The 18,728-nt window shown below is 57.6% G+C and carries 19 protein-coding genes and 1 pseudogene; 5 read left to right on the top strand and 15 right to left on the bottom strand.

Features of this window, described 5'->3' with window-relative positions:
* Window positions 1-82 precede the first annotated feature (82 nt).
* The 7 genes from AC1DFB_RS12385 to AC1DFB_RS12355 all read right to left on the bottom strand — a co-directional run bounded on the left by AC1DFB_RS12385 (window position 83) and on the right by AC1DFB_RS12355 (window position 4,240).
* Complete coding sequence (locus AC1DFB_RS12385; RefSeq protein WP_170612903.1) at window positions 83-514, bottom strand: GNAT family N-acetyltransferase; 432 nt, start codon at window positions 512-514, stop codon at window positions 83-85.
* The gene (tsaB, locus tag AC1DFB_RS12380; protein ID WP_480921371.1) at window positions 511-1,101 is read right to left on the bottom strand and encodes a tRNA (adenosine(37)-N6)-threonylcarbamoyltransferase complex dimerization subunit type 1 TsaB; all 591 of its coding nucleotides are present in this window, start codon (window positions 1,099-1,101) and stop codon (window positions 511-513) included. The genes AC1DFB_RS12385 and tsaB overlap by 4 nt, the downstream gene beginning before the upstream one ends.
* On the bottom strand, window positions 1,091-1,654 hold the full coding sequence (locus tag AC1DFB_RS12375; protein ID WP_170395847.1) for a NifU family protein: 564 nt from the start codon (window positions 1,652-1,654) through the stop codon (window positions 1,091-1,093). The genes tsaB and AC1DFB_RS12375 overlap by 11 nt, the downstream gene beginning before the upstream one ends.
* A gap of 69 nt (window positions 1,655-1,723) precedes the next feature.
* Entirely contained in the window at window positions 1,724-2,317 is a 594-nt protein-coding gene (locus AC1DFB_RS12370; RefSeq protein WP_480921370.1) for a DsbA family protein, read from the bottom strand.
* Between the two features lie 9 nt (window positions 2,318-2,326).
* Window positions 2,327-2,782 (bottom strand): universal stress protein, encoded by a 456-nt coding sequence (locus tag AC1DFB_RS12365; RefSeq protein ID WP_074736907.1) that lies wholly within the window; start codon window positions 2,780-2,782, stop codon window positions 2,327-2,329.
* 73 nt (window positions 2,783-2,855) lie between these two features.
* Entirely contained in the window at window positions 2,856-3,719 is an 864-nt protein-coding gene (locus AC1DFB_RS12360) for a branched-chain amino acid aminotransferase (protein WP_170423749.1), read from the bottom strand.
* Between the two features lie 59 nt (window positions 3,720-3,778).
* A complete protein-coding gene (locus AC1DFB_RS12355) occupies window positions 3,779-4,240 on the bottom strand; it encodes an Lrp/AsnC family transcriptional regulator (RefSeq protein WP_170423751.1) in 462 nt (153 codons plus the stop codon).
* A gap of 129 nt (window positions 4,241-4,369) precedes the next feature.
* On the opposite strand from AC1DFB_RS12355, the gene AC1DFB_RS12350 reads away from it, so the two are divergent.
* A complete protein-coding gene (locus AC1DFB_RS12350) occupies window positions 4,370-5,419 on the top strand; it encodes a Glu/Leu/Phe/Val family dehydrogenase (protein WP_480921369.1) in 1,050 nt (349 codons plus the stop codon).
* A gap of 66 nt (window positions 5,420-5,485) precedes the next feature.
* Here the strand turns inward: AC1DFB_RS12350 and trpS are convergent, their stop codons facing one another.
* A complete protein-coding gene (gene trpS, locus AC1DFB_RS12345; protein ID WP_170626159.1) occupies window positions 5,486-6,514 on the bottom strand; it encodes a tryptophan--tRNA ligase in 1,029 nt (342 codons plus the stop codon).
* Window positions 6,515-6,600: 86 nt separating this feature from the next.
* Between trpS and AC1DFB_RS12340 the strand changes: the two genes are divergently transcribed.
* Window positions 6,601-7,287 (top strand): rhomboid family intramembrane serine protease, encoded by a 687-nt coding sequence (locus AC1DFB_RS12340; protein WP_170395859.1) that lies wholly within the window; start codon window positions 6,601-6,603, stop codon window positions 7,285-7,287.
* A 6-nt stretch (window positions 7,288-7,293) separates the two neighbouring features.
* Here AC1DFB_RS12340 and murJ read toward each other — a convergent pair whose 3' ends face one another.
* The 3 genes and pseudogenes from murJ to AC1DFB_RS12325 form a co-directional block, all read right to left on the bottom strand.
* Window positions 7,294-8,835 carry a murein biosynthesis integral membrane protein MurJ gene (gene murJ, locus AC1DFB_RS12335; protein ID WP_480921368.1) on the bottom strand — a complete coding sequence of 514 codons (1,542 nt, stop codon included), beginning with the start codon at window positions 8,833-8,835 and terminating at the stop codon, window positions 7,294-7,296.
* Window positions 8,832-11,650 (bottom strand): annotated as a pseudogene (locus AC1DFB_RS12330) ([protein-PII] uridylyltransferase). The gene murJ and the pseudogene AC1DFB_RS12330 overlap by 4 nt, the downstream one beginning before the upstream one ends.
* Complete coding sequence (locus AC1DFB_RS12325; protein ID WP_170395865.1) at window positions 11,610-12,782, bottom strand: penicillin-binding protein activator; 1,173 nt, start codon at window positions 12,780-12,782, stop codon at window positions 11,610-11,612. Before AC1DFB_RS12325 ends, AC1DFB_RS12330 begins: the two are co-directional and overlap by 41 nt.
* An 87-nt stretch (window positions 12,783-12,869) precedes the next feature.
* Between AC1DFB_RS12325 and rsmI the strand changes: the two genes are divergently transcribed.
* From rsmI to gshB, 3 genes are all read left to right on the top strand, one after another.
* Window positions 12,870-13,727: a 16S rRNA (cytidine(1402)-2'-O)-methyltransferase gene (gene rsmI / locus AC1DFB_RS12320; RefSeq protein WP_480921367.1), complete on the top strand. Its 858-nt coding sequence runs from the start codon at window positions 12,870-12,872 to the stop codon at window positions 13,725-13,727.
* Between the two features lies 1 nt (window position 13,728).
* Window positions 13,729-14,100: a YraN family protein gene (locus AC1DFB_RS12315; protein WP_223117558.1), complete on the top strand. Its 372-nt coding sequence runs from the start codon at window positions 13,729-13,731 to the stop codon at window positions 14,098-14,100.
* Window positions 14,101-14,161: 61 nt separating this feature from the next.
* Window positions 14,162-15,094, top strand: coding sequence for a glutathione synthase (gshB, locus tag AC1DFB_RS12310; protein WP_480921366.1), 933 nt, complete (start codon window positions 14,162-14,164; stop codon window positions 15,092-15,094).
* Here gshB and AC1DFB_RS12305 read toward each other — a convergent pair.
* Genes AC1DFB_RS12305 through cobU form a run of 4 tightly spaced genes read right to left on the bottom strand, consistent with a single transcriptional unit; the run spans window position 15,091 to window position 18,692 of the window.
* Window positions 15,091-16,605: a YifB family Mg chelatase-like AAA ATPase gene (locus AC1DFB_RS12305; protein ID WP_480921365.1), complete on the bottom strand. Its 1,515-nt coding sequence runs from the start codon at window positions 16,603-16,605 to the stop codon at window positions 15,091-15,093. The two genes, gshB and AC1DFB_RS12305, sit on opposite strands and share 4 nt — an antisense overlap.
* Window positions 16,606-16,652: 47 nt before the next feature.
* Window positions 16,653-17,537 carry a glutathione S-transferase N-terminal domain-containing protein gene (locus AC1DFB_RS12300; RefSeq protein WP_480921364.1) on the bottom strand — a complete coding sequence of 295 codons (885 nt, stop codon included), beginning with the start codon at window positions 17,535-17,537 and terminating at the stop codon, window positions 16,653-16,655.
* A 58-nt stretch (window positions 17,538-17,595) separates the two neighbouring features.
* Entirely contained in the window at window positions 17,596-18,174 is a 579-nt protein-coding gene (locus tag AC1DFB_RS12295) for a histidine phosphatase family protein (protein WP_170612923.1), read from the bottom strand.
* A complete protein-coding gene (gene cobU / locus AC1DFB_RS12290; protein WP_480922610.1) occupies window positions 18,171-18,692 on the bottom strand; it encodes a bifunctional adenosylcobinamide kinase/adenosylcobinamide-phosphate guanylyltransferase in 522 nt (173 codons plus the stop codon). The genes AC1DFB_RS12295 and cobU overlap by 4 nt, the downstream gene beginning before the upstream one ends.
* Window positions 18,693-18,728: the final 36 nt, after the last annotated feature.

The following is an 18,728-nucleotide window of genomic DNA, read 5'->3' as shown; positions in this document are numbered from 1 at the left end:
TCAGAGCGAGCATACCTGTTGTGATGGCGGGAATTGAAGCTGTTTGCAACAGCTTCGGTCAACACATTTTTGACCATATGGTCTAAAAAAGCGGAAATTTTTCGCTCAGGGGGCGTTCCATGACGATCGCATCGGCGTTTGGGCCACTTTTGCGATGATAATAGGCTGCGCGATTGCCGCATGGCGTGTATCCGCAGGTTTGGTACAGAGAGATCGCCGAATGGTTATCTGAGGCAACGTCCAGAAATGCACGGATTGCACCGAGTTCTCGTGCCTTGGCGTGCCAGTCTGCCATGATGCGCCGCGCCAGCCCGCGTCTTTGGTAGTCTGGACGTGTCGCGATCGTGAGCAGCTCGGCCTCTTCACCGATCACTTGAATGAGGGCAAAAGACCGTTTGTCGCCAACAACATGGGTAAAGTGATTGGCGATCAGATTGCTGAATTCTTCAGCGCTCCACGGACGTGACTGTGTGAAGGCTGCGGCGTGGGTTTCTGCCATGTCCTGTGGTGTCATTCGTCCAAAAGCACCGGTGGTACATCGCTGGAGGGGGCCGCATCTGCAGGGCGGACATAAAGCGGAGCGGGTGGCGCTTGAACTGTCGTCCAACGACCAGCGGCCACCTGGGCGATCGCACGGGCCTGCTGTTCTGGGTCATCGCAGAAATACAAGGGACCAATATCGTCAGCGGCATGACGTAAGGTCAGGTAAGGCGCGCGTCCCTTAGGCTGCACATAAACCTGATCGCGCGGTGCAGCTATTGCCGGGAGATGCCCGTCGGGCGCAATTTCCGCAACCGCATCAAACCCCGACACCCCAACCGCCGGCACGCCGAGCCCAAGAGCCAATCCGCGCGCTGCGGATACCGAGATACGGATGCCGGTGAAATTGCCAGGACCGATTCCGACGGCGATCGTATCAAGGTGCCGCCATGTGCAATTGTTCCGGGTCAGGATTTCTTCAAGCAAAGGCATCAACCGTTCCGCCTGCCCACGAGTCATCGCTTCGGCGTGCGATGCGATAATCTTGCCCTCTCGCAGCAAAGCGGCCGCGCAATGCGCGGCCGATGTATCGAATGCCAAAATCGTCGGTTCAGACGGCAACAGGGCGAACCTCGGTCACTTCGGGGATGTAGTGACGCAACAGGTTCTCGATCCCCATTTTCAGCGTTAGGGTCGAGGACGGACAGCCCGCGCAGGCTCCCTGCATGTGCAGATAAACAACGCCGCGGTCGAAGCCGTGGAAGGTGATGTCACCGCCGTCCTGAGCCACAGCAGGACGCACGCGGCTATCCAGCAGATCTTTGATCTGGTTGACAATCTCTGCATCTTCGCCGGTGTGTTCAGCGTGGCCCGAGGCGGTCTCTGCGCCTGCGCCCATAACCGGTTGGCCGGACTGGTAATGCTCCATCACAGCGCCGAGAATTGCGGGCTTGATGTGATCCCACTGCACGTCATCAGATTTGGTTACCGTGACAAAATCGTTGCCGAAGAACACGCCTGTTACGCCGTTTACACCGAATATGCGTTTGGCGAGCGGTGATTTTTCTGCAGCGTCGGCGCTTGGAAAATCAGCGGTGCCTGCTTCCAGAACCGTCTGGCCGGGTAGGAATTTTAGTGTGGCCGGGTTGGGTGTGGATTCGGTTTGAATGAACATGGCGCGGCTCCGTCTAAGATGCACCTGATATGCGCGTCCGTGCGGGGGAAGTCAAGATTTGGAACCGTTCTAAATTGCGGCGGCGTAAGAAATCGCATCATCCAGACGATCATCACCCCAGAATAGCTCGTCCCCAATAACGAAACTCGGCGCACCAAAGATGTGTTTAGCCTTGGCCTGAGTAACTTGCTCGAACAAGGCAGCCTTGATCGCGGGGTCGCTTATCCGATCCATCAGATCAGTCGAAACGCCAGATTTGGTAAGGCACTCAACCAGAACCGCCGGATTCGATATGTCACGACCGGAACCAAACTGTGCAGAATAGACAGTGCGTACAAAGGCTGCCCGTTGATCGGTTGTTTTGATCGCCAGCGCCAGCCTTGCTGCTTTCAGGCTGTTTTGCGGAAATGGCTCAGGCCGCCGAAAAGGTAAATCGCGCGCGGCGCAAAGCCGTTCCATGTCCCGCCACATGTACCGACCTTTTGCCGGGAAGAGGTTGAACGGCGAGTTGTTCCATCCCTGTTCAGCAAAGATCGGCCCCAGAAGGAATGGGTGCCAATCTATGGCAACTCCATATTCCGAAGCCGCCTGCTGGATACGCATCGCGCTGAGATAAGAATAGGTCGATGCGAAGTCGAACCAGAACTGCAGCTTCGCGGACATAAATTCACCTCAGGTGATGGCTTCCAGCTTCTCTTTGCTCAGATCGCCGGGCACGATAGTAATAGGAATGGGCAAACTTCCAGAGTTCCGGGTCAGTTGTGTCACCAACGGTCCGGGGCCTTTTTTGTCAGTACCTGCACCCAGAACCAATACGCCGATCTCGGGATCGGATTGGACATGTTCAATGATTTCGGCCACCGGATCGCCTTCACGGATTGCCAATTCGGGCTCGACACCCTGTTTGTCGCGCATCCATTTGGCGAACACCTCGAAATGGGCGTGAATACGTTCACGCGCTTCTTCGCGCATCACCTCGGCAACACCGATCCAGTGGTTGAATTCGTCCGGTGGAATTACCGAAAGAACCGTAACCCCGCCGCCAGTATGTGCCGCACGCATAGCGGCAAAGCGCATGGCGTTCAGACATTCGCGGCTGTCGTCCAGAACGACTAGGAACTTGCGCATGTTTGTCCTCGTTTGTTTTCGGGATCATGCCCCACAGGGTAAGCAGTGGCAACTGAAACAGAAAGGGAGCAGATCAGCAATTGCTTGCAGCCCAATCCCAGTACATCTCGCGTGTGCGACGGGCGATTGGGCCCACCTGATACTGGGTGTCATCCAGCGCGGTGATTGGCGTCACTTTGCTCATGTTACCGCTCATGAACACTTCGTCCGCGTCGTGAAAGTCATCGAAACTCAGCACGGTTTCATGCACGGTTACCCCGTCGGCGCGCAGGTTTTTAATATGCCGCGCGCGTGTAATCCCGGCCAAGAATGTCCCATTGGGGATTGGAGTAAAAACCTCACCATCGCGCGCCATGAAGATATTTGCGGTCGCAGTCTCGGCCACATGCCCCATCGCGTCGGCCACAAGGGCGTTTGAAAAGCCCTTGCTGCGTGCCTCCTGCAACATCCGGGCATTGTTCGGATACAGGCACCCTGCCTTTGCGTTGACCACAGCGGATTCCAGAACAGGGCGGCGGAACCGAGTGGTTGTCAGCGTCGCCGAGGCGGTTTTGGGTGCCATTGGGATTTCTTCAAGACAGATGGCAAAGCCAGTGCTGTTTTCCTGAGGGACGATGGCGGTGTGATCCCCGTCGATGCCCCAATACATGGGGCGAATGTAAACGGCGGTGTCAGGTGCGTAACTCTGTAACCCTTCGTGAACCAGATCGACCATCTGTTCGGTTGTTACAGAAGGTGTCAGCATCAGCGCCTCGGCTGAACGGTTCACGCGGGCACAATGGGCATCCAGATCCGGGGTCATTCCATCAAAGTACCGGGCACCGTCAAACACCGATGAGCCCAGCCATGCGCCATGGTCAGCAGCGCGCATGATCGGTGCGTCCCCGTCATGCCATTGGCCGTTGAAATAGGTGCGGATGTTTTTGCCGACTGCCATTGCGCCCTCCCTCAAGCTTCGGGGAAACCTAGGTTGGGGCTGACGCAAGGTCCAGCAGATTATCCGTGGTGCTGAGGCAGCGCTTCGCGTTTGACCATGGTGCGCAAAGCGAAGTTTGATCGTAGGTTTCGAATGCCCGAAATTTTCATAAGCCGGTTTTCCAGAAATGCATCAAACGCATTGAGGTCTTTGGCAACCACGCGCAGCAGAATGTCGCGTGATCCGGTCATGAGGTAGCATTCCATCACCTCGTCGCAGCGACGAATGGCCTTTTCGAAGGAATCGATGGCGTTGCGATCCTGTTTCTCCAACTCGACAGACACAAAGATTGTGACGCCGAATCCAAGCCGCTCGGGGTCGACTTGTGCGGCGTAGCCGGTGATAATCCCGTCCCGCTGCAGTCGATCCAAACGCCGTGCGCAGGGTGTCGGGGACAGCCCGACATGCTCCGCCAAATCGATGACAGTCATACGGCCATCGTTTTGAAGGGCGCGGATTATCTTGGAATCGATATCATCCATGGCGAAAAACTCCACAAAAGTTTTCAATTTTAGATGTTAGCACCAAAAATTTCCCTGATATAGTGACAAAAGGGTGAAAATCACTCGACGATAGGTGGCAAACTCTCGGAAGCACTCCGGAGGAGAAGAATGGACATCACCATCGTAGACGCGCCAGAGCACGAGCGCGTGGTCGAATTCAAAGATAACTCACTTGGTCTATTGGGCTACATCGCGATCCACTCAACGCAACGTGGCCCCGCTGCGGGCGGTGTGCGTATGCGCCCTTACGGCCACCCAGCCGAGGCCCTGGACGATGCTTTGCGACTGGCAAGGGGCATGACGTTCAAGAACGCCGCGGCTGATCTGCCGCTCGGGGGAGGCAAGGCTGTCATTATCGGGGATCCTCATGAGGATAAATCACCTGAACTTTTGCAGGCCTTTGGGCGCGTGATTCAAGGTTTGAACGGTCTGTACTGGACGGCAGAAGATATGGGTATGACGCCTGCAGATATGGCGCATATCGGGTCTGAAACCGAATTTGTGGCTGGGCTGGCGGAAGGTGAGTTCGCCAGCGGTGATCCGTCTCCGATAACGGCGCGCGGGATATTCAATGCTATCCGGGTGACAGCGCAGCACCGGTTCAGGCTTTCTGGCCTTAAAGGCCTGACGGTATCGGTTCAGGGTCTTGGCCATGTAGGCGAGCATTTGTGCCAGTTGTTGCACGATTCTGGTGCGCAGTTAATCGTAACTGACATCGACACCCGGCAAGCGGCACGCGTGGCCGAACGGTTTGCGGCACGGGTCGTTGCACCCGATGCGATCTACGGCGTTGAAGCGGATATCTTTGCGCCTTGTGCGATCGGCGGCATCCTGAACGAAACGAGTATTCCATTACTGAAAGTCGGCGCTGTGGCCGGAGGGGCAAATAATCAGTTGTCCAGCGATCGGGACGCGCAGTTGCTCCACAAGCGTGGCATTCTTTACGCCCCTGACTTCGTCGCCAATGGCGGTGGTATCGTGAATGTGGCGACGGAAATCCTCCGTGTCGCAGAGCGTGAAGCTTGGGTCGCCGGTAGGTTGCAGGCGCTGGAGCAGACGATGGATCGCATCCTGACACGGGCCAAAGCCGAAGCGGTCAGCCCGCACGAAGTTGCGGAATCCATCGTGCACGAGATGCTGAGCCTGCAGGCGGCATAAGAGCCGACGGAACGAAAAACGCCGCCCGAGAAAGGGCGGCGTTCTTTTTGGATTGCGATCGCGTGGTCAGGATTTGCCCGCGCCGACCATCCCTACAATCTCGTAGGTCTGCTGCAGAATCGGGGCCGCGATTGCACGTGCCCGTTCAGCACCTCGGGCGAGAATCTGATCAATCTCGGCCTCTTCGCCCATCAGGCGCGCCATTTCGGTTGAAATGGGCGAGAGTTTCGAGACCGCAAGCTCTGCCAACATTGGCTTGAACTCACCGAATTGCTTCCCGCCAACCTCAGCCAGCACTTGTGCGGCCGTCTGGTCGCTAAGCGCGGCATAGATATTCACCAGATTGCGCGCCTCGGGACGGTCTTCAAGGCCATCGATCTCCGACGGCAAAGCGTCCGGATCGGTCTTGGCTTTACGGATCTTCTTGGCGATGGCATCGGCATCATCGGTCATGTTGATCCGCGTCATATCAGACGGGTCTGACGACGACATCTTCCGGGACCCGTCACGCAGGTTCATCACACGGGGCGCAGGCCCACCGATGACCGGTTCGGTCACCGGAAAGAAATCGACGCCATAGTCATGGTTGAACTTGATTGCGATGTCGCGCGTCAGTTCCAGATGTTGCTTCTGGTCTTCACCAACAGGCACATGGGTCGCGTGATAGACCAGAATGTCTGCCGCCATCAGGGCAGGATAGGCGAACAGACCCAAAGAGGCGTTCTGCGCATTCTTACCGGCCTTGTCCTTGAACTGTGTCATTCGCTGCATCCAGCCGATACGGGCGATGCAGTTGAAGATCCATGCCAGCTGAGTATGCTCGGGCACCTGGCTCTGGTTGAACAGGATGGATTTCTCAGGGTCGAGGCCAGCAGCAATGAACCCCGCGCACACTTCGCGGGTTTTTTCACGCAGTCGATCGGGGTCTTGCCAGACGGTAATCGCGTGGAGGTCGACCATGCAGTAGACGGTCTCGTATTCCGGCCCCTGCATATCCACGAAACGTTTAAGTGCACCCAGGTAATTACCCAAGTGCAGGTTTCCTGAAGGCTGGATGCCGGAAAACACGCGCGGCGTGAATTGGGTCTCGGTCATCGAAGGAAACTCCTGTCTGGAAAAATCAGCCCCCGTCGCTTACCCATGAGGCCAAGGGACGTCAACAGCCGCGAAAGGCCAGCCCAATGAGCAGTGAGCATTATACACCGCCCGTGAACCCTCTGCCGCCGGTCGTGGTGGCGCTGGTTCTGTTCATCATCGGGATTGAACTGATCTTCTTGCTTGGCAGCAGGGGCTTGGTCGGTGGGCCAACCGCCGTTGGTTGGCGGCTGGATGCGCTGCAGCAATATACGTTTTCGCCCGATATCTTCGATTGGATGGTTCAGAACGGGCGCTGGCCGTTCGAACATGCGATCCGCTTTGTCACCTATCCCTTTGTTCAGGCCAATTTCACGCAAGCAGTGTTTGTCTGCGTGTTTGTGCTGGCGATGGGTAAGATGGTTGCCGAGGTCTTTGGCAGTGTCGCCATGCTGATCATTTTCGTGCTGTCTGGCGTAGGCGGAGCGCTGGCCTACGCGGTGCTGCTGAACCCGCCTTATCCTCTGGTTGGCGGGTTTCCTCCGGTTTACGGGCTGATCGGCGCGTTCACTTGGCTGCTGTGGCGCAAGCTTTCTCTGGTGGGTGAAAACCAATCGCGCGCATTCAGCCTGATCGCGGTTCTTATGGGCATTCAGTTGCTGTTCGGTCTGATCTTCGGTGGGACCTCGGATTGGGTCGCCGATCTGGGCGGTTTTGCCACCGGTTTTGGTTTGTCTTTCTTTCTGGCTCCGGGTGGCTGGGCACGCATCCTCAGCAAAACGCGACGCGATTGATGCGCATTAGCTTCGGCGCAGCGCTGTGCGGAACTCCGAAATCCGGAAGGCGCCAAAGATGTGCCCCAACAGGAAGTAGGCCACCGCCGCAGTTACAATGAGCACGAGCAGCGCAAGGTAACGCCAGCCTGGTACTTCGAACGTCCAGCCGAAGAGGTTAATGGCCGCAAACAACACCACCCCCATGCCAGCCGATGCCGCCACGACCCGCCAGATCCGCTGTTTGAACCGGTCATCAAATCGGGCTTCGTCGCCCATTCTGCGCGCGCCGATTGCAAGCAGCGCAACCATGGCCCAGCCAGCAGTCGACGCTGCGATTGCGGGCGCAATCCACCCGACAATGGGATAAAGCCCAAAGGCAAGTCCGGCATTCACCACCATCGCAACCACTGCGTATCGAAACGGTGATTTGGTATCTTCGCGGGCGAAGAACAAAGGTTGCAGTAGCTTCTGCAGCATGAATGCGGGCAGCCCGATACCATAGATGGCCACGGCCAAGGCGGTCGCCGCTGTATCTTCGGCGCTGAACTGGCCACGTTGGAACAGGACCGAGACCAACGGGCCGGGGATGATCATAAAGGCAACCGTTGAAGGCAAGGTCAGCAGCAGAGTAAACTCTCCGGCCCGTGAAAAGGCATTGCGTGCTCCATCTTTGTCGTCTGCGCGCAGGCGGCGTGACAGGTCGGGTAACAGCACGATGCCGACGGCGATGCCAACCACTCCGAGCGGCAGTTGATACAAACGATCTGCGGCAAACAGCCAACTGACTGCCTTTTCGGTTTTTGATGCCACAAGCTGTCCGACCACAAGATTGACTTGCGTTACGCCCATGGCCAACGCCGCAGGAACCGCGATCCGCACCATGCGGCGCATTTCCGGGCTGAGCTTTGGCCGACCGAGCCGAATGCGAATTCCGGCGCGTTCAGTCGCAATCCAGACAAGCGCCAATTGCGCGATGCCTGCGACTGGGATGACCGCGATGAGCCAGCGTATGATGTCTCCACCAGATATCGCGCCAAAGATTAACGCGGAGCAGGCGAATATGTTCAGCAGCACAGGAGCGGCGGCTGCAGCGGCGAAGCGCCCGGTAGCGTTCAATACTCCGGAAAACAGCGCAGCGAGGGACATAAACAGGATGTAGGGGAACACGACGTAACCATAATCCACCGCCAGATCGAAGCGTTCATCACCATAGAATCCTTCGGCGGTTATCCAAACCAACGCGGGCATGAAGACCATCGCCAGACCGACTAGCGCCAGCACCGCCACTGCCAACAGGTTAAACGCATCCTGTGCGAAACCTTCGGCGTCTTCACCGCCTTCAAGGCGTTTTGAAAACATTGGAACAAAGGCTGCGTTGAATGCGCCCTCGGCAAAGAAGCGGCGGAACATATTGGGTAGTCGGAAGGCTGCGACGAAAGCGTCCATCACCGGTCCGGGCCCGATATAAGCGGTCAGCAGGATTTCCCGCAAAAAGCCCAGAATGCGGCTTGCCAAGGTCCAGAACCCAACGGTGAAAAAGCCCGAAATCAGGCGGATCGGCTTCATGATGCGGCCCGCTCGGCACCTTCGGTGATGGCCGCGCGCAGCTTGGCTTCCAACCCGCGTTGCTTGGCCTCAGAGTGGTATTTCAGGCCGAACATATCCTTGACATAGAACGTGTCGACCACCTGTTCGCCATAGGTGGCGATGACTGCGTTCGCGATATAGACATTGGCGGCTGCCATCGTGCGCGTCAAATCATATAGCAGTCCGGGCCGGTCGCGGGTGTCGACTTCGATGATCGTGTAAATCTCTGAACCTTCGTTGTCGAAGGTGATATGGGTCGGGACGTTGAACGCGCGTTCGCGCTTCTTGATCTTGTCGCGGGATTTCAATGCGTCCCGTGCGACCACCTCACCCCTGAGTGTCTTGTGAATCATCTGGGTCAGCCGAGGCAGGCGCGTGGCCTCGAAGGGATGGCCCTCGGCGTCCTGAACCCAGAACGCATCAGTTACATATCCGTCTTTCGTCGTATAGCTGCGGGCATCAACCACATTGGCTCCGACAAGGGCAAGTGCCCCTGCAATGCGAGAAAAATACCCGGATGATCACCCATGGCAAAACACGCGCGGGTGGCGTCGCGATCCTCATCCGGATGCAGACGGATTTCTACGTCACCAGGATCGCCGCTGTCCTCCAGCGATTTCAACATTTCCGCGAATTCGACATGTGTCGAAAGGTTCAATCCCTGCCAATATGGATCATAATGCCGCCCGGTTTCGGTTTTCAGGTCAGATTTGGACCAGTTTTCCAATTCGGCCCGCAACTGCTTTTTCGCACCATCTCCACGATTGGCTCGGTTAAGCGCCTCCATCCCGGATTCCAGTGCGTGTTTGGTGTCAGCATGCAAAGCGCGCAGCAATGTAGCCTTCCAGTTGTTCCAGGTCGTTGGTCCGACACCGCGGATGTCACAGACTGTCAGCACCGTCAGCAAGTCCAGCCGTTTGACGGTTGCAACAGCTTTAGCGAAATCGCGGATTGTGCGCGGGTCTGAGATGTCGCGTTTTTGCGCCATATCGGACATAAGCAAGTGATAGCGTACAAGCCATTCGACGGTTTCCGAATCCGCCTTGCTCAGCCCTAATCGTGGTGCCACTTTGCGCGCGATTTGCGCACCCAGAATCGAATGATCTTCGGGGCGTCCTTTGCCGATGTCGTGCAGCAACAGAGCCACGTATAGAACCTTTCGGCTAACACCACCCTCCAGGATGGATGACGCCAAGGGCAGTTCCTCGATTAACTCTCCTCGCTCGATCTGCGCCAAATTGACGATGCACTGGATCGTATGCTCGTCCACCGTATAGCTGTGATACATATTGAACTGCATCATCGCCACGATGTGCTCAAACTCGGGCAAAAAGGCTGACAGAACCCCCAACTCGTTCATGCGTCGCAGGGCACGTTCGGGGTTGCCGTGTTTCAGCATCAGATCAAGAAAGATGCGCCGCGCCTCTTTGTCGTTGCGCATCTCATCGTCGATCAGGTTCAGGTTGGCCGTTACCAACCGCATTGCGTCGGGATGGATCAGCATACCCGTGCGCAAACCCTCTTCGAACAACCGTAACAGGTTGACCTTGTCTGACAGGAACGTGTCAGGGTCCGCGATATCCAGACGGCCATGGACCACGCGGTAACCGGCCTTGACGCGAGGGCGACGGCGGAAAATACGTTCCAGCAAGGCCGCGCCCTTCATGTGCGAGGCTTCCAGTTTGGTCAGGAAAATCCGTGTCAATTCGCCCACACGGGTGGCTTCGCGGAAATAGCGTTGCATGAACACCTCGACGGCGCGCCGACCAGCGCGGTCTTGATATCCCATACGATCGGCCACCTCGACCTGCAGATCGAAGGTCAGTTGTTCCGTCGCGCGGCCCGTCACCAGATGCAAATGAGACCTGACGGCCCAGAGGAATTCTTCGGCTTGCGCGAACTCGTCAAACTCTTCGGGCGTAAAGAGGCCCATAGGGACCAGTTCGGCCACGTCCGTTACGCCATAGATGTATTTTGCGATCCAGTAGAGCGATTGCAGGTCGCGTAAGCCGCCCTTGCCCTCTTTGACATTGGGTTCGACCATATAGCGTTCACCCTGCTTCAGGTGCCGCTCATCGCGCTCTTTCAGCTTGGCTTCGATAAATTCCCGCTCGGTGCCTTTGAAAAGATCGGTCTTCAGGCGCGCTTCAAGTTCTTGCGCAAGGGGCTGATCCCCGACGAGATACCGTTGTTCCAGCATGGCGGTACGGATGGTGAAATCATCGGCCCCCAGACGCAGGCAATCTTTAATCGTGCGTGAAGAGTGACCGACCTTCAGCCGCAGATCCCAGAGAATATAGAGCATGGATTCGATCACGCTCTCGGCCCAGGCGGTGATTTTGTACGGCGTCAGAAAAAGCAGATCTACATCGGATGACGGGGCCATCTCACCCCGGCCATAACCTCCCACTGCCAGCACAGCGATTTTCTCGCCTTGCGTGGGATTTGCCAGCGGATGCAGATGCTCGCTGGCGATGCGCATTGCTGTGCCGACCATCTGGTCCGTCAGATAGGTATAGGAATGCGTCAGCGGCAGTGCATCAAATGGGCGCTCGGCAAAGGCGTCCGCAATCGCCTTGCGGCCTGTCTTTTGCGCCTCTCGCAGAATGCGCACCGTCTCGGCGCGCAAGGCTGCGTTGTCCGAACTGTTTTCAACAGCGGCGGACAGGTTGGCATTGACCTCGGCGTTGTTAAAAATCTCGTCAGCCGCGCAGATCAGATTGACATCGGGCGCAGAGCCCTGCGCCGGTCGATTAGAATCCGGCGCCAGAGAAGCTTTGTGGGGCAGGGTCAATCACAACCACCTGTTTGTTCTGGATCGTGGCAACAGCCAGACCGCGTTCGTTCGTACCGTTCGGTCGCAGGCGGAAAATACCGCCGACACCCTGAAAACCGGCGTTCTGGGTTAATGCTGCACCTGTCAACGCGTTCGATTTGCCCTGGCTAACCAAGGCTCCGATCGCAGCGATTCCGTCATAGGCAAGCCCGCTGATCGGGTGTGGTGCCTCACCGTAGGTGTTGTTGTAACGCTGGCGATAAGCCTGTGCCTTTGCCGGATCGGGAAGTGCGAACCAGCCACCTTGTACGCCAGGCAATTCCAGCGTTTGGGCCGGAATGTCCCAGCGTGTCAGGCCGATATACTGAGTTGTCGCAGGAGATACACCGGCCTCGGGCAACAACTGGCTGTAAAGGGGGAGCGCGCCCGCCGTCGTCGCGGTCAGGAAAATTGAATCCGCGCCGGTCGAATCGACCGTTGCTTTGATCGCCGAAACCGAATCGATCACGCCCTGCTGAGACCGGTCATATCCAACTGTGCCCGCATTGTTGACGCGGCTGTTGCTGAGCGCGGCAGCGATGGCAGACTGGCCTAGCTGGCCCGCTGAGTCATTGCTGTGTACAATGACGGTACTGTTTTTACCCTGCTGTCCGGCGTAGTTCACCAGCCTGTTGGCCGTGTTCTGGAAAGTGGGGCCAAGCACATAGACATTGCCGCCCGCAATGCTGGTGTTGTTCGAGAAGGACAGCACGTTCACATTGTTGTTTAGCACCGCAAGTCCTGCCGCGTTTGCGGCTTGTGCGTACACTGGCCCAAGAATGATCTTGGCCCCGTCCGCTACAGCTTGCTGTGCAACCGCCGAGGCCGTTCCGGCATTGCCGGCCGTGTCGTAGACGCGCAGATCAATCTTGACGTTCGGCAAATCCGCGATGGCCAGCCGTGCCGCGTTCTCAAGGCTTCGTGCAAGGGCCGCATCGCCAGACTGAGGTGATCCGCTTGGGACCAACAGGGCCACCGGAACCGGGTCAGAGGTGTCGATCGAGGGGCCTCCGCTGATGCCGCCGACTTCACAGGCGGCCAGAAAAGCGGCCGTGGCCAGTACAATGGCGGATTTCGCCAGTTTGCGTGCGGGCTTGCAAACGGTAAACATCTAAAAGAAAACTCCCTGATCCGGCGTCTGAGGGCACCTTGGTCTATTGAACCGCGATAATAAACGTCACGCTGTGAGGGTCCAGCTTTGAATTTCCAAAAGATCAGATTGGCCGCTGGGCTGTACTTTATTGCCACCCCAATCGGGACGGCACGCGATATTACGCTCAGGGCGCTCGATGTTCTGGCCTCGGCAGACATGATTGCTGCCGAAGATACACGCAGCTTGCGACGTTTGATGGAAATCCATGGCGTGCCGCTCGAAGGGCGCCGTATATTGGCCTATCACGATCACAGCGGCGCGGGCGCGCGGGGCAAAATACTTGAGGCGCTGGAACAAGGGCAATCGGTGGCTTACGCGTCCGAGGCGGGAATGCCGCTGATCGCCGATCCCGGCTATGATTTGGGCCGTCAGGCGGCTGAGGCTGGGCACAACGTGACATGTGCTCCGGGACCGTCTGCTGTTTTGACGGCGCTGACATTGGCGGGGCTTCCCACGGATGCATTTTTCTTTGCCGGGTTCTTGCCCAATGCCTCTGGCGCACGGCGTTCACGAATCGAATCCCTGCGCAGCGTCCCCGGAACGCTTGTCTTCTATGAATCGCCGAAGCGCGTGGCTGCCTGCCTCTCTGATCTCGCGGATATTTTGGGTGGAGACCGACAGGCGGCCCTGTGCCGTGAACTCACCAAAAAGTTTGAAGAAACTTGCCGAGGGACGCTCGCTGATCTGGCAGCAGAGTACGAGGGCGCATCGGTAAAGGGCGAGGTGGTTCTGCTTGTGGATCGCGCCCATTCGCAATCTGTTAAGGACTCTGATGTAGAAGAGGCATTGAAAAAAGCTTTGCAAACGCATTCGGTGCGGGATGCGGCAGATTTGGTGTCAGAGATGTTCAGCCTGCCGCGCCGTCCGATCTATCAGATGGCTCTGAAGCTGGGAAAGGGATGATATGGCACAGAGATCCGTTCGGGGTTCTGTATCTTATCACGCTGGACAATCCGCCGAACTTTGCGTGGCCGCCGAATACGTGCGACGGGGTTATTCAATCGCAAGACGCAGGTGGTGCGGTGCTGGCGGTGAAATAGATCTGATCGCGCGCAACGCAGATGGGTTGGTCTTCATTGAGGTTAAGAAAAGCCGTAGTTTTGACCGTGCAGCCGCTCGGATTAGTCGCCGACAGATGGATCGAATTTGCGCATCCGCTGCCCAGTTTCTTGAACAGGAGCCTGCTGGTCAGCTGACGAATACTCGGTTTGATGCGGCACTGGTTGATGACACTGGAACTGTTCAAATCATCGAAAACGCCTTTGGTTTGGACTGACCCCCATTGAACCCGTCAAGCCTCTGCGCCATGTATCGAGCGTGGAATTGAGGGATACACCATGAAGATCGCCTTTCAGATGGACCCAATCGGGGCCGTGGATATCAACGCCGACAGCTCTTTCCGTCTGGCAGAAGAGGCTCAGGCGCGCGGCCACCAGCTGTTTTTTTATGGCCCGGATCAACTCGCTTACCAGGAAGGCAAGATCACGGCGCGCGGCCATGACATGACGGTGCAACGAGTCGCTGGCAACCCGGCAGTGTTGGGCCCTGAGCGTGAAGTGGACCTTGCTGAATTTGATGTCGTCTGGCTGCGCCAAGACCCCCCGTTTGACATGCACTACATCACCTCGACCCATTTGCTTGACCGGCTAAAGAGGCAGGCCCTGGTGGTTAACGATCCGTTTTGGGTGCGAAACTATCCCGAAAAGCTGCTGGTTCTGGATTTCCCTGAACTGACTCCGCCCACCACGATTGCGCGGGATTTGCGAACCATCAAGGCGTTCAAAGAAAAGCATGGCGATATCATCCTCAAGCCGCTTTACGGCAACGGAGGTGCTGGCGTATTCCGTCTTGATGCGAATGACCGCAACCTGACGTCGCTGCATGAGCTGTTCACCGGCTTTTCTCGTGAGCCTCTGATCGCGCAGAAATTCCTGCCCGATGTGCGCAATGGCGACAAGCGGGTCATACTTGTCGATGGTGAGCCGGTGGGCGCCATCAACCGGGTTCCAGCTGAGGGCGAAACCCGCTCGAACATGCATGTGGGCGGGCGCCCCGAGAAAATCGGCCTGTCCGAGCGAGATATGGAAATCTGCGCTGCGATCGGACCGTTATTGAAGGAACGTGGTCAGATCTTTGTGGGGATCGATGTAATTGGCGACTACCTGACCGAGATCAACGTGACCTCACCCACTGGTATTCAGGAGCTTGAGCGGTTCAATGGCGTGAACATCGCCGAGAAAATCTGGCAAGCGATTGAGGCGAAACTTTAAGCTCCTGCTTTGGCGCTGATGCGAAAGCTCAGCGCCTCGGCGACATGGGGGCGGCGCACATCCCGCTCACCTTCTAGGTCGGCAATGGTGCGGGCCACGCGTAGGATGCGGTGAAAGGCGCGGGCCGACAGGCCAAAGCGTTCCGCGGCTTTTAGCAATAGTTCTTTGCCCTGAGCATCAGGGGCGGCGATTTCTTCCAGCACATTGCCTTCGACATCCGCGTTTTGACGGATATTTGGCGTGTCGCGAAAGCGATCTGCTTGTATGGCGCGCGCCGCTTCAACCCGCTCTGCGACGGTCGCAGAGCTGTCGCCGGCGGGCGGCAGGTCGAGATCGGTAAATCCGACCGGAGGGACTTCGATGCGCAGATCGAACCGGTCCATCAACGGCCCTGAGATACGCCCCAAGTAATCCTCACCACAGACCGGCGCGCGTGAACAGGCGCGGGATGGGTCCGTCAGGTATCCGCATTTGCACGGGTTCGCGGCGGCTACCAGCATAAAGCGGCATGGGTATTTCACATGGGCGTTGGCGCGGGCGACCATTACCTCGCCGGTTTCAATAGGTTGGCGCAGGGTTTCCAAAACTGTGCGCGGAAATTCGGGAAACTCGTCCATGAACAGGACGCCGTTATGCGCCAGTGATATCTCACCGGGTTTCGCACCTTTGCCACCGCCCACGATCGCCGCCATCGAAGCGGTATGGTGCGGCTCGCGAAACGGTCTGGCGCGGCTGATGCCCCCTTCGTCCAGTAAGCCGCAAAGCGACTGGATCATCGATGTCTCTAAAGCTTCGACCGGGCTCAGAGGCGGCAAAATACCCGGCAGACGCGCCGCCAGCATGGATTTGCCGGAACCCGGTGTCCCGATCATGATCAAATGATGCCGCCCGGCTGCGGCGATTTCCAAGGCGCGTTTGGCGCGCTCTTGCCCCTTCACGTCCCGCAGGTCCCGTGCGTTGGGTGATAGTTTCACTTCGCCCGGTGTCGCAGCGGGCAGCGCAGACTGACCGGTAAAGTGCCGCACCACATCCCCCAACGAGCCCGCTCCGATCACCTGAGTGGCGTCAACCCACGCGGCTTCGGCGCTAGAGGCGCTGGGACAAAGCAAGCTGCGATCATCGGCGGCTGCTGTCATGGCAGCGGGCAGCGCGCCGACGACGGGTACCAGAGAACCATCCAAAGACAACTCGCCCAACGCGACAGCGCCCTCGGCAGCATCCGCTGGGATGATTTCCAACGCAGTCAACAAAGCGACGGCGATAGGCAGGTCGAAATGGCTGCCCTCTTTGGGCAGATCGGCAGGCGAAAGGTTAATCGTGATCCGTTTCGACGGCAGCGCGATCGCCATCGAACTTAGCGCACTACGAACACGGTCCCGTGCTTCGGAGACTGCCTTGTCCGGCAATCCCACGATGGAAAAGGCCGGAAGGCCCGGTGAGACGGCGCATTGCACCTCGACCGGGCGGGCATCGACCCCTTGAAAGGCAACGGTGTGAGCACGGGCGACCATGGCAATCCTGTCCTTGGTTAACAGGACGTTGCTGCCATGGCTGCAGTTTAAGAATCGTTAACGTCAGCAACCATCGCCGTAAATATCGGCCACGCCTCAGGGTCAGAAACGGTCTTGTCTCGGCAAAACGGATTACAAAAGCCCCAAATCTTGCCATCGAGTTCCAGATAGTCTTGTACAGGCTTGCCGGAATAGGGGCAGGCTGTGTTGACCGAGGGGCCTGTGCTGACTGCCAATGCCCCTGAATCCCCGCCAATTGGCCAGCTGTGTGCGGGAAGGTCTTGCGGATACGGGAAGGGCTCATACGCGACCGTCATGCCCATGGCGCGCCATTGTCGAACTGCGATATCAGAGAGCAGGTGCATGCAGTATGCACGATTGACCTCGGACACGGGCAGGCCATAGCCGACAATCCGTGCAGCGACCGGCGTGTAGAAAACATCAGCCAGAGAATAGGCACCAAACAGCGGGCCCGACGCGGCGCCAGAGACCTTCCGTGCATGGGCCCAGAGGGTTTCGATCCGCTGCAAATCAGTCATCGTTTCAGGTGAAGGTTTGAACCCTTCCCAGCAACGTTTCAACTGCATGGGGCATTGCCCCCGCAGCGCTGTGAAACCGGCAACCATTTCAGCGCAAAGCCACCGGGCTGTGGCGCGGGCGGCAGGGTCTGACGGCCAAAGCCCTGCTTCGGGGTGGCGTTCGGCCAATGTCTCTGCCATCGCGAGGCTTTCGCCGACCACGGTTCCATCTGGTAGACGCAGCGCAGGAACAAGGCGCGCCGGGCCCAGTGGTTCCATATCCGCCGCCATGGTGCCGGAATAAAGGCCAATCATGTGGGTGCGGTATGGCAGGCCGAATTTCTCAAGCATTAGCCATCCGCGCATGGACCAGCTGGAGAACAACCGGTCACCGATAAAGAGATCATATGTCATACAGCAACGATGTCGGACAGAGACGCGTCGGTAAATCAGAGATTTGTGCGCACACTTATCACGGTCGGTGATTAATCCGACCTACGGTCCAACCATCGTTATGGCGCGTGATCTCGGTGACGGACAGGTTGTCGATGCGGTGACCAAACGCGTGTTGGGCGTCCACGTCCAGAGCGCGTTGGACCTGAGTCAGGATCACTCCGAAATGGGCGACCAGGACTAGGTCACATCCGGTATGGGCCGCGATCAGGGTGTCGACGACCCTATCGACACGCGCGCGGACCTCATTCCAGCTTTCCCCGTTTGGAGGCCTGACCTCGCCCGGATTATCCCAGTAGGCAAAGCAAAGCTCGGGGTCTTCCGCCTCGATCTCGGCGAAGGGGCGCATCTCCCAGTTGCCGAAATTAATTTCGCGCAGATCGCGGTGGTGCGGAAGGCGGAGTCGCGTGCCTTGAATGGCGCTGGCCGTATCGCTGGCGCGTGACAAGTCTGATGAGATTACGACGGCATTGGAAGGCAGATGCGCATCAAGCCGTGCAATCGCGGCCTCATCACTCAAGTCGGCAGGAAGGTCGGACCAGCCTACCATAGTTTTAGCATGGGTGGGGCCGTGCCGTACCAAATGCAGGCGCGTCATAGGGGTTGCCCTTTGAGAACCAGCGGCAGCCCGGCCGTAACCTGCACCACCCGATCTGCCTGCGCAGCCAGAGCGATGTTCAGCCGTCCCTGAGCCTCGCGAAACCGGCGGGAAAGGGCGTTGTCGGGGACGATCCCGTGGCCCACCTCGTTTGATACGATAACAATCTGGGCGGTACAGGTCTTCATCGCCTCAAGCAGCCCGGCCTGTGCTTCCTCTAGGTTATTCTCTGCCAGCAGGTGATTTGTCAGCCACATGGTTGCACAATCGATCAGGCAAATCTGATCATTTGTCAGCTTGGCGAGTTCCGGCAATAGATCAAATGGCGCTTCGATCGTCGTCCACCCGCTGCCGCGTTGTGCAATATGTTGCCTGATTTTTAGGCGCATCTCGTCATCAAACACTTGTGATGTCGCAAGGTAAACGCGGCTTTTCCCAGTTGAAACAGCAAGTTGCTCCGCAAAAGCAGATTTTCCGGATGCCGCTCCGCCCAAGATAAAGGTTAAATCGGCATGCACTTTTATTACCTTTCTGGTGATCCACCCGGTTTTGTC

This window comes from Ruegeria sp. S84 (assembly GCF_056583445.1).
Note: the sequence above shows the minus strand (reverse complement) of the source record. Positions and strands in the feature narration are given on the sequence as shown.

What these genes read in the sequence shown, in the direction of transcription:
- AC1DFB_RS12295 (WP_170612923.1), bottom strand. Translation starts at nt 18,174, where the DNA reads ATGACGCGCCTGCATTTGGTACGGCACGGCCCCACCCATGCTAAAACT.
- AC1DFB_RS12365 (WP_074736907.1), bottom strand. Translation starts at nt 2,782, where the DNA reads ATGCGCAAGTTCCTAGTCGTTCTGGACGACAGCCGCGAATGTCTGAAC.
- AC1DFB_RS12325 (WP_170395865.1), bottom strand. Translation starts at nt 12,782, where the DNA reads ATGTTTACCGTTTGCAAGCCCGCACGCAAACTGGCGAAATCCGCCATT.
- AC1DFB_RS12300 (WP_480921364.1), bottom strand. Translation starts at nt 17,537, where the DNA reads ATGACATATGATCTCTTTATCGGTGACCGGTTGTTCTCCAGCTGGTCC.
- AC1DFB_RS12360 (WP_170423749.1), bottom strand. Translation starts at nt 3,719, where the DNA reads ATGGCAGTCGGCAAAAACATCCGCACCTATTTCAACGGCCAATGGCAT.
- trpS (WP_170626159.1), bottom strand. Translation starts at nt 6,514, where the DNA reads ATGACCGAGACCCAATTCACGCCGCGCGTGTTTTCCGGCATCCAGCCT.
- AC1DFB_RS12385 (WP_170612903.1), bottom strand. Translation starts at nt 514, where the DNA reads ATGACACCACAGGACATGGCAGAAACCCACGCCGCAGCCTTCACACAG.
- AC1DFB_RS12350 (WP_480921369.1), top strand. Translation starts at nt 4,370, where the DNA reads ATGGACATCACCATCGTAGACGCGCCAGAGCACGAGCGCGTGGTCGAA.
- AC1DFB_RS12340 (WP_170395859.1), top strand. Translation starts at nt 6,601, where the DNA reads ATGAGCAGTGAGCATTATACACCGCCCGTGAACCCTCTGCCGCCGGTC.
- AC1DFB_RS12370 (WP_480921370.1), bottom strand. Translation starts at nt 2,317, where the DNA reads ATGTCCGCGAAGCTGCAGTTCTGGTTCGACTTCGCATCGACCTATTCT.
- AC1DFB_RS12305 (WP_480921365.1), bottom strand. Translation starts at nt 16,605, where the DNA reads ATGGTCGCCCGTGCTCACACCGTTGCCTTTCAAGGGGTCGATGCCCGC.
- gshB (WP_480921366.1), top strand. Translation starts at nt 14,162, where the DNA reads ATGAAGATCGCCTTTCAGATGGACCCAATCGGGGCCGTGGATATCAAC.
- AC1DFB_RS12375 (WP_170395847.1), bottom strand. Translation starts at nt 1,654, where the DNA reads ATGTTCATTCAAACCGAATCCACACCCAACCCGGCCACACTAAAATTC.
- AC1DFB_RS12315 (WP_223117558.1), top strand. Translation starts at nt 13,729, where the DNA reads ATGGCACAGAGATCCGTTCGGGGTTCTGTATCTTATCACGCTGGACAA.
- AC1DFB_RS12355 (WP_170423751.1), bottom strand. Translation starts at nt 4,240, where the DNA reads ATGGATGATATCGATTCCAAGATAATCCGCGCCCTTCAAAACGATGGC.
- murJ (WP_480921368.1), bottom strand. Translation starts at nt 8,835, where the DNA reads ATGAAGCCGATCCGCCTGATTTCGGGCTTTTTCACCGTTGGGTTCTGG.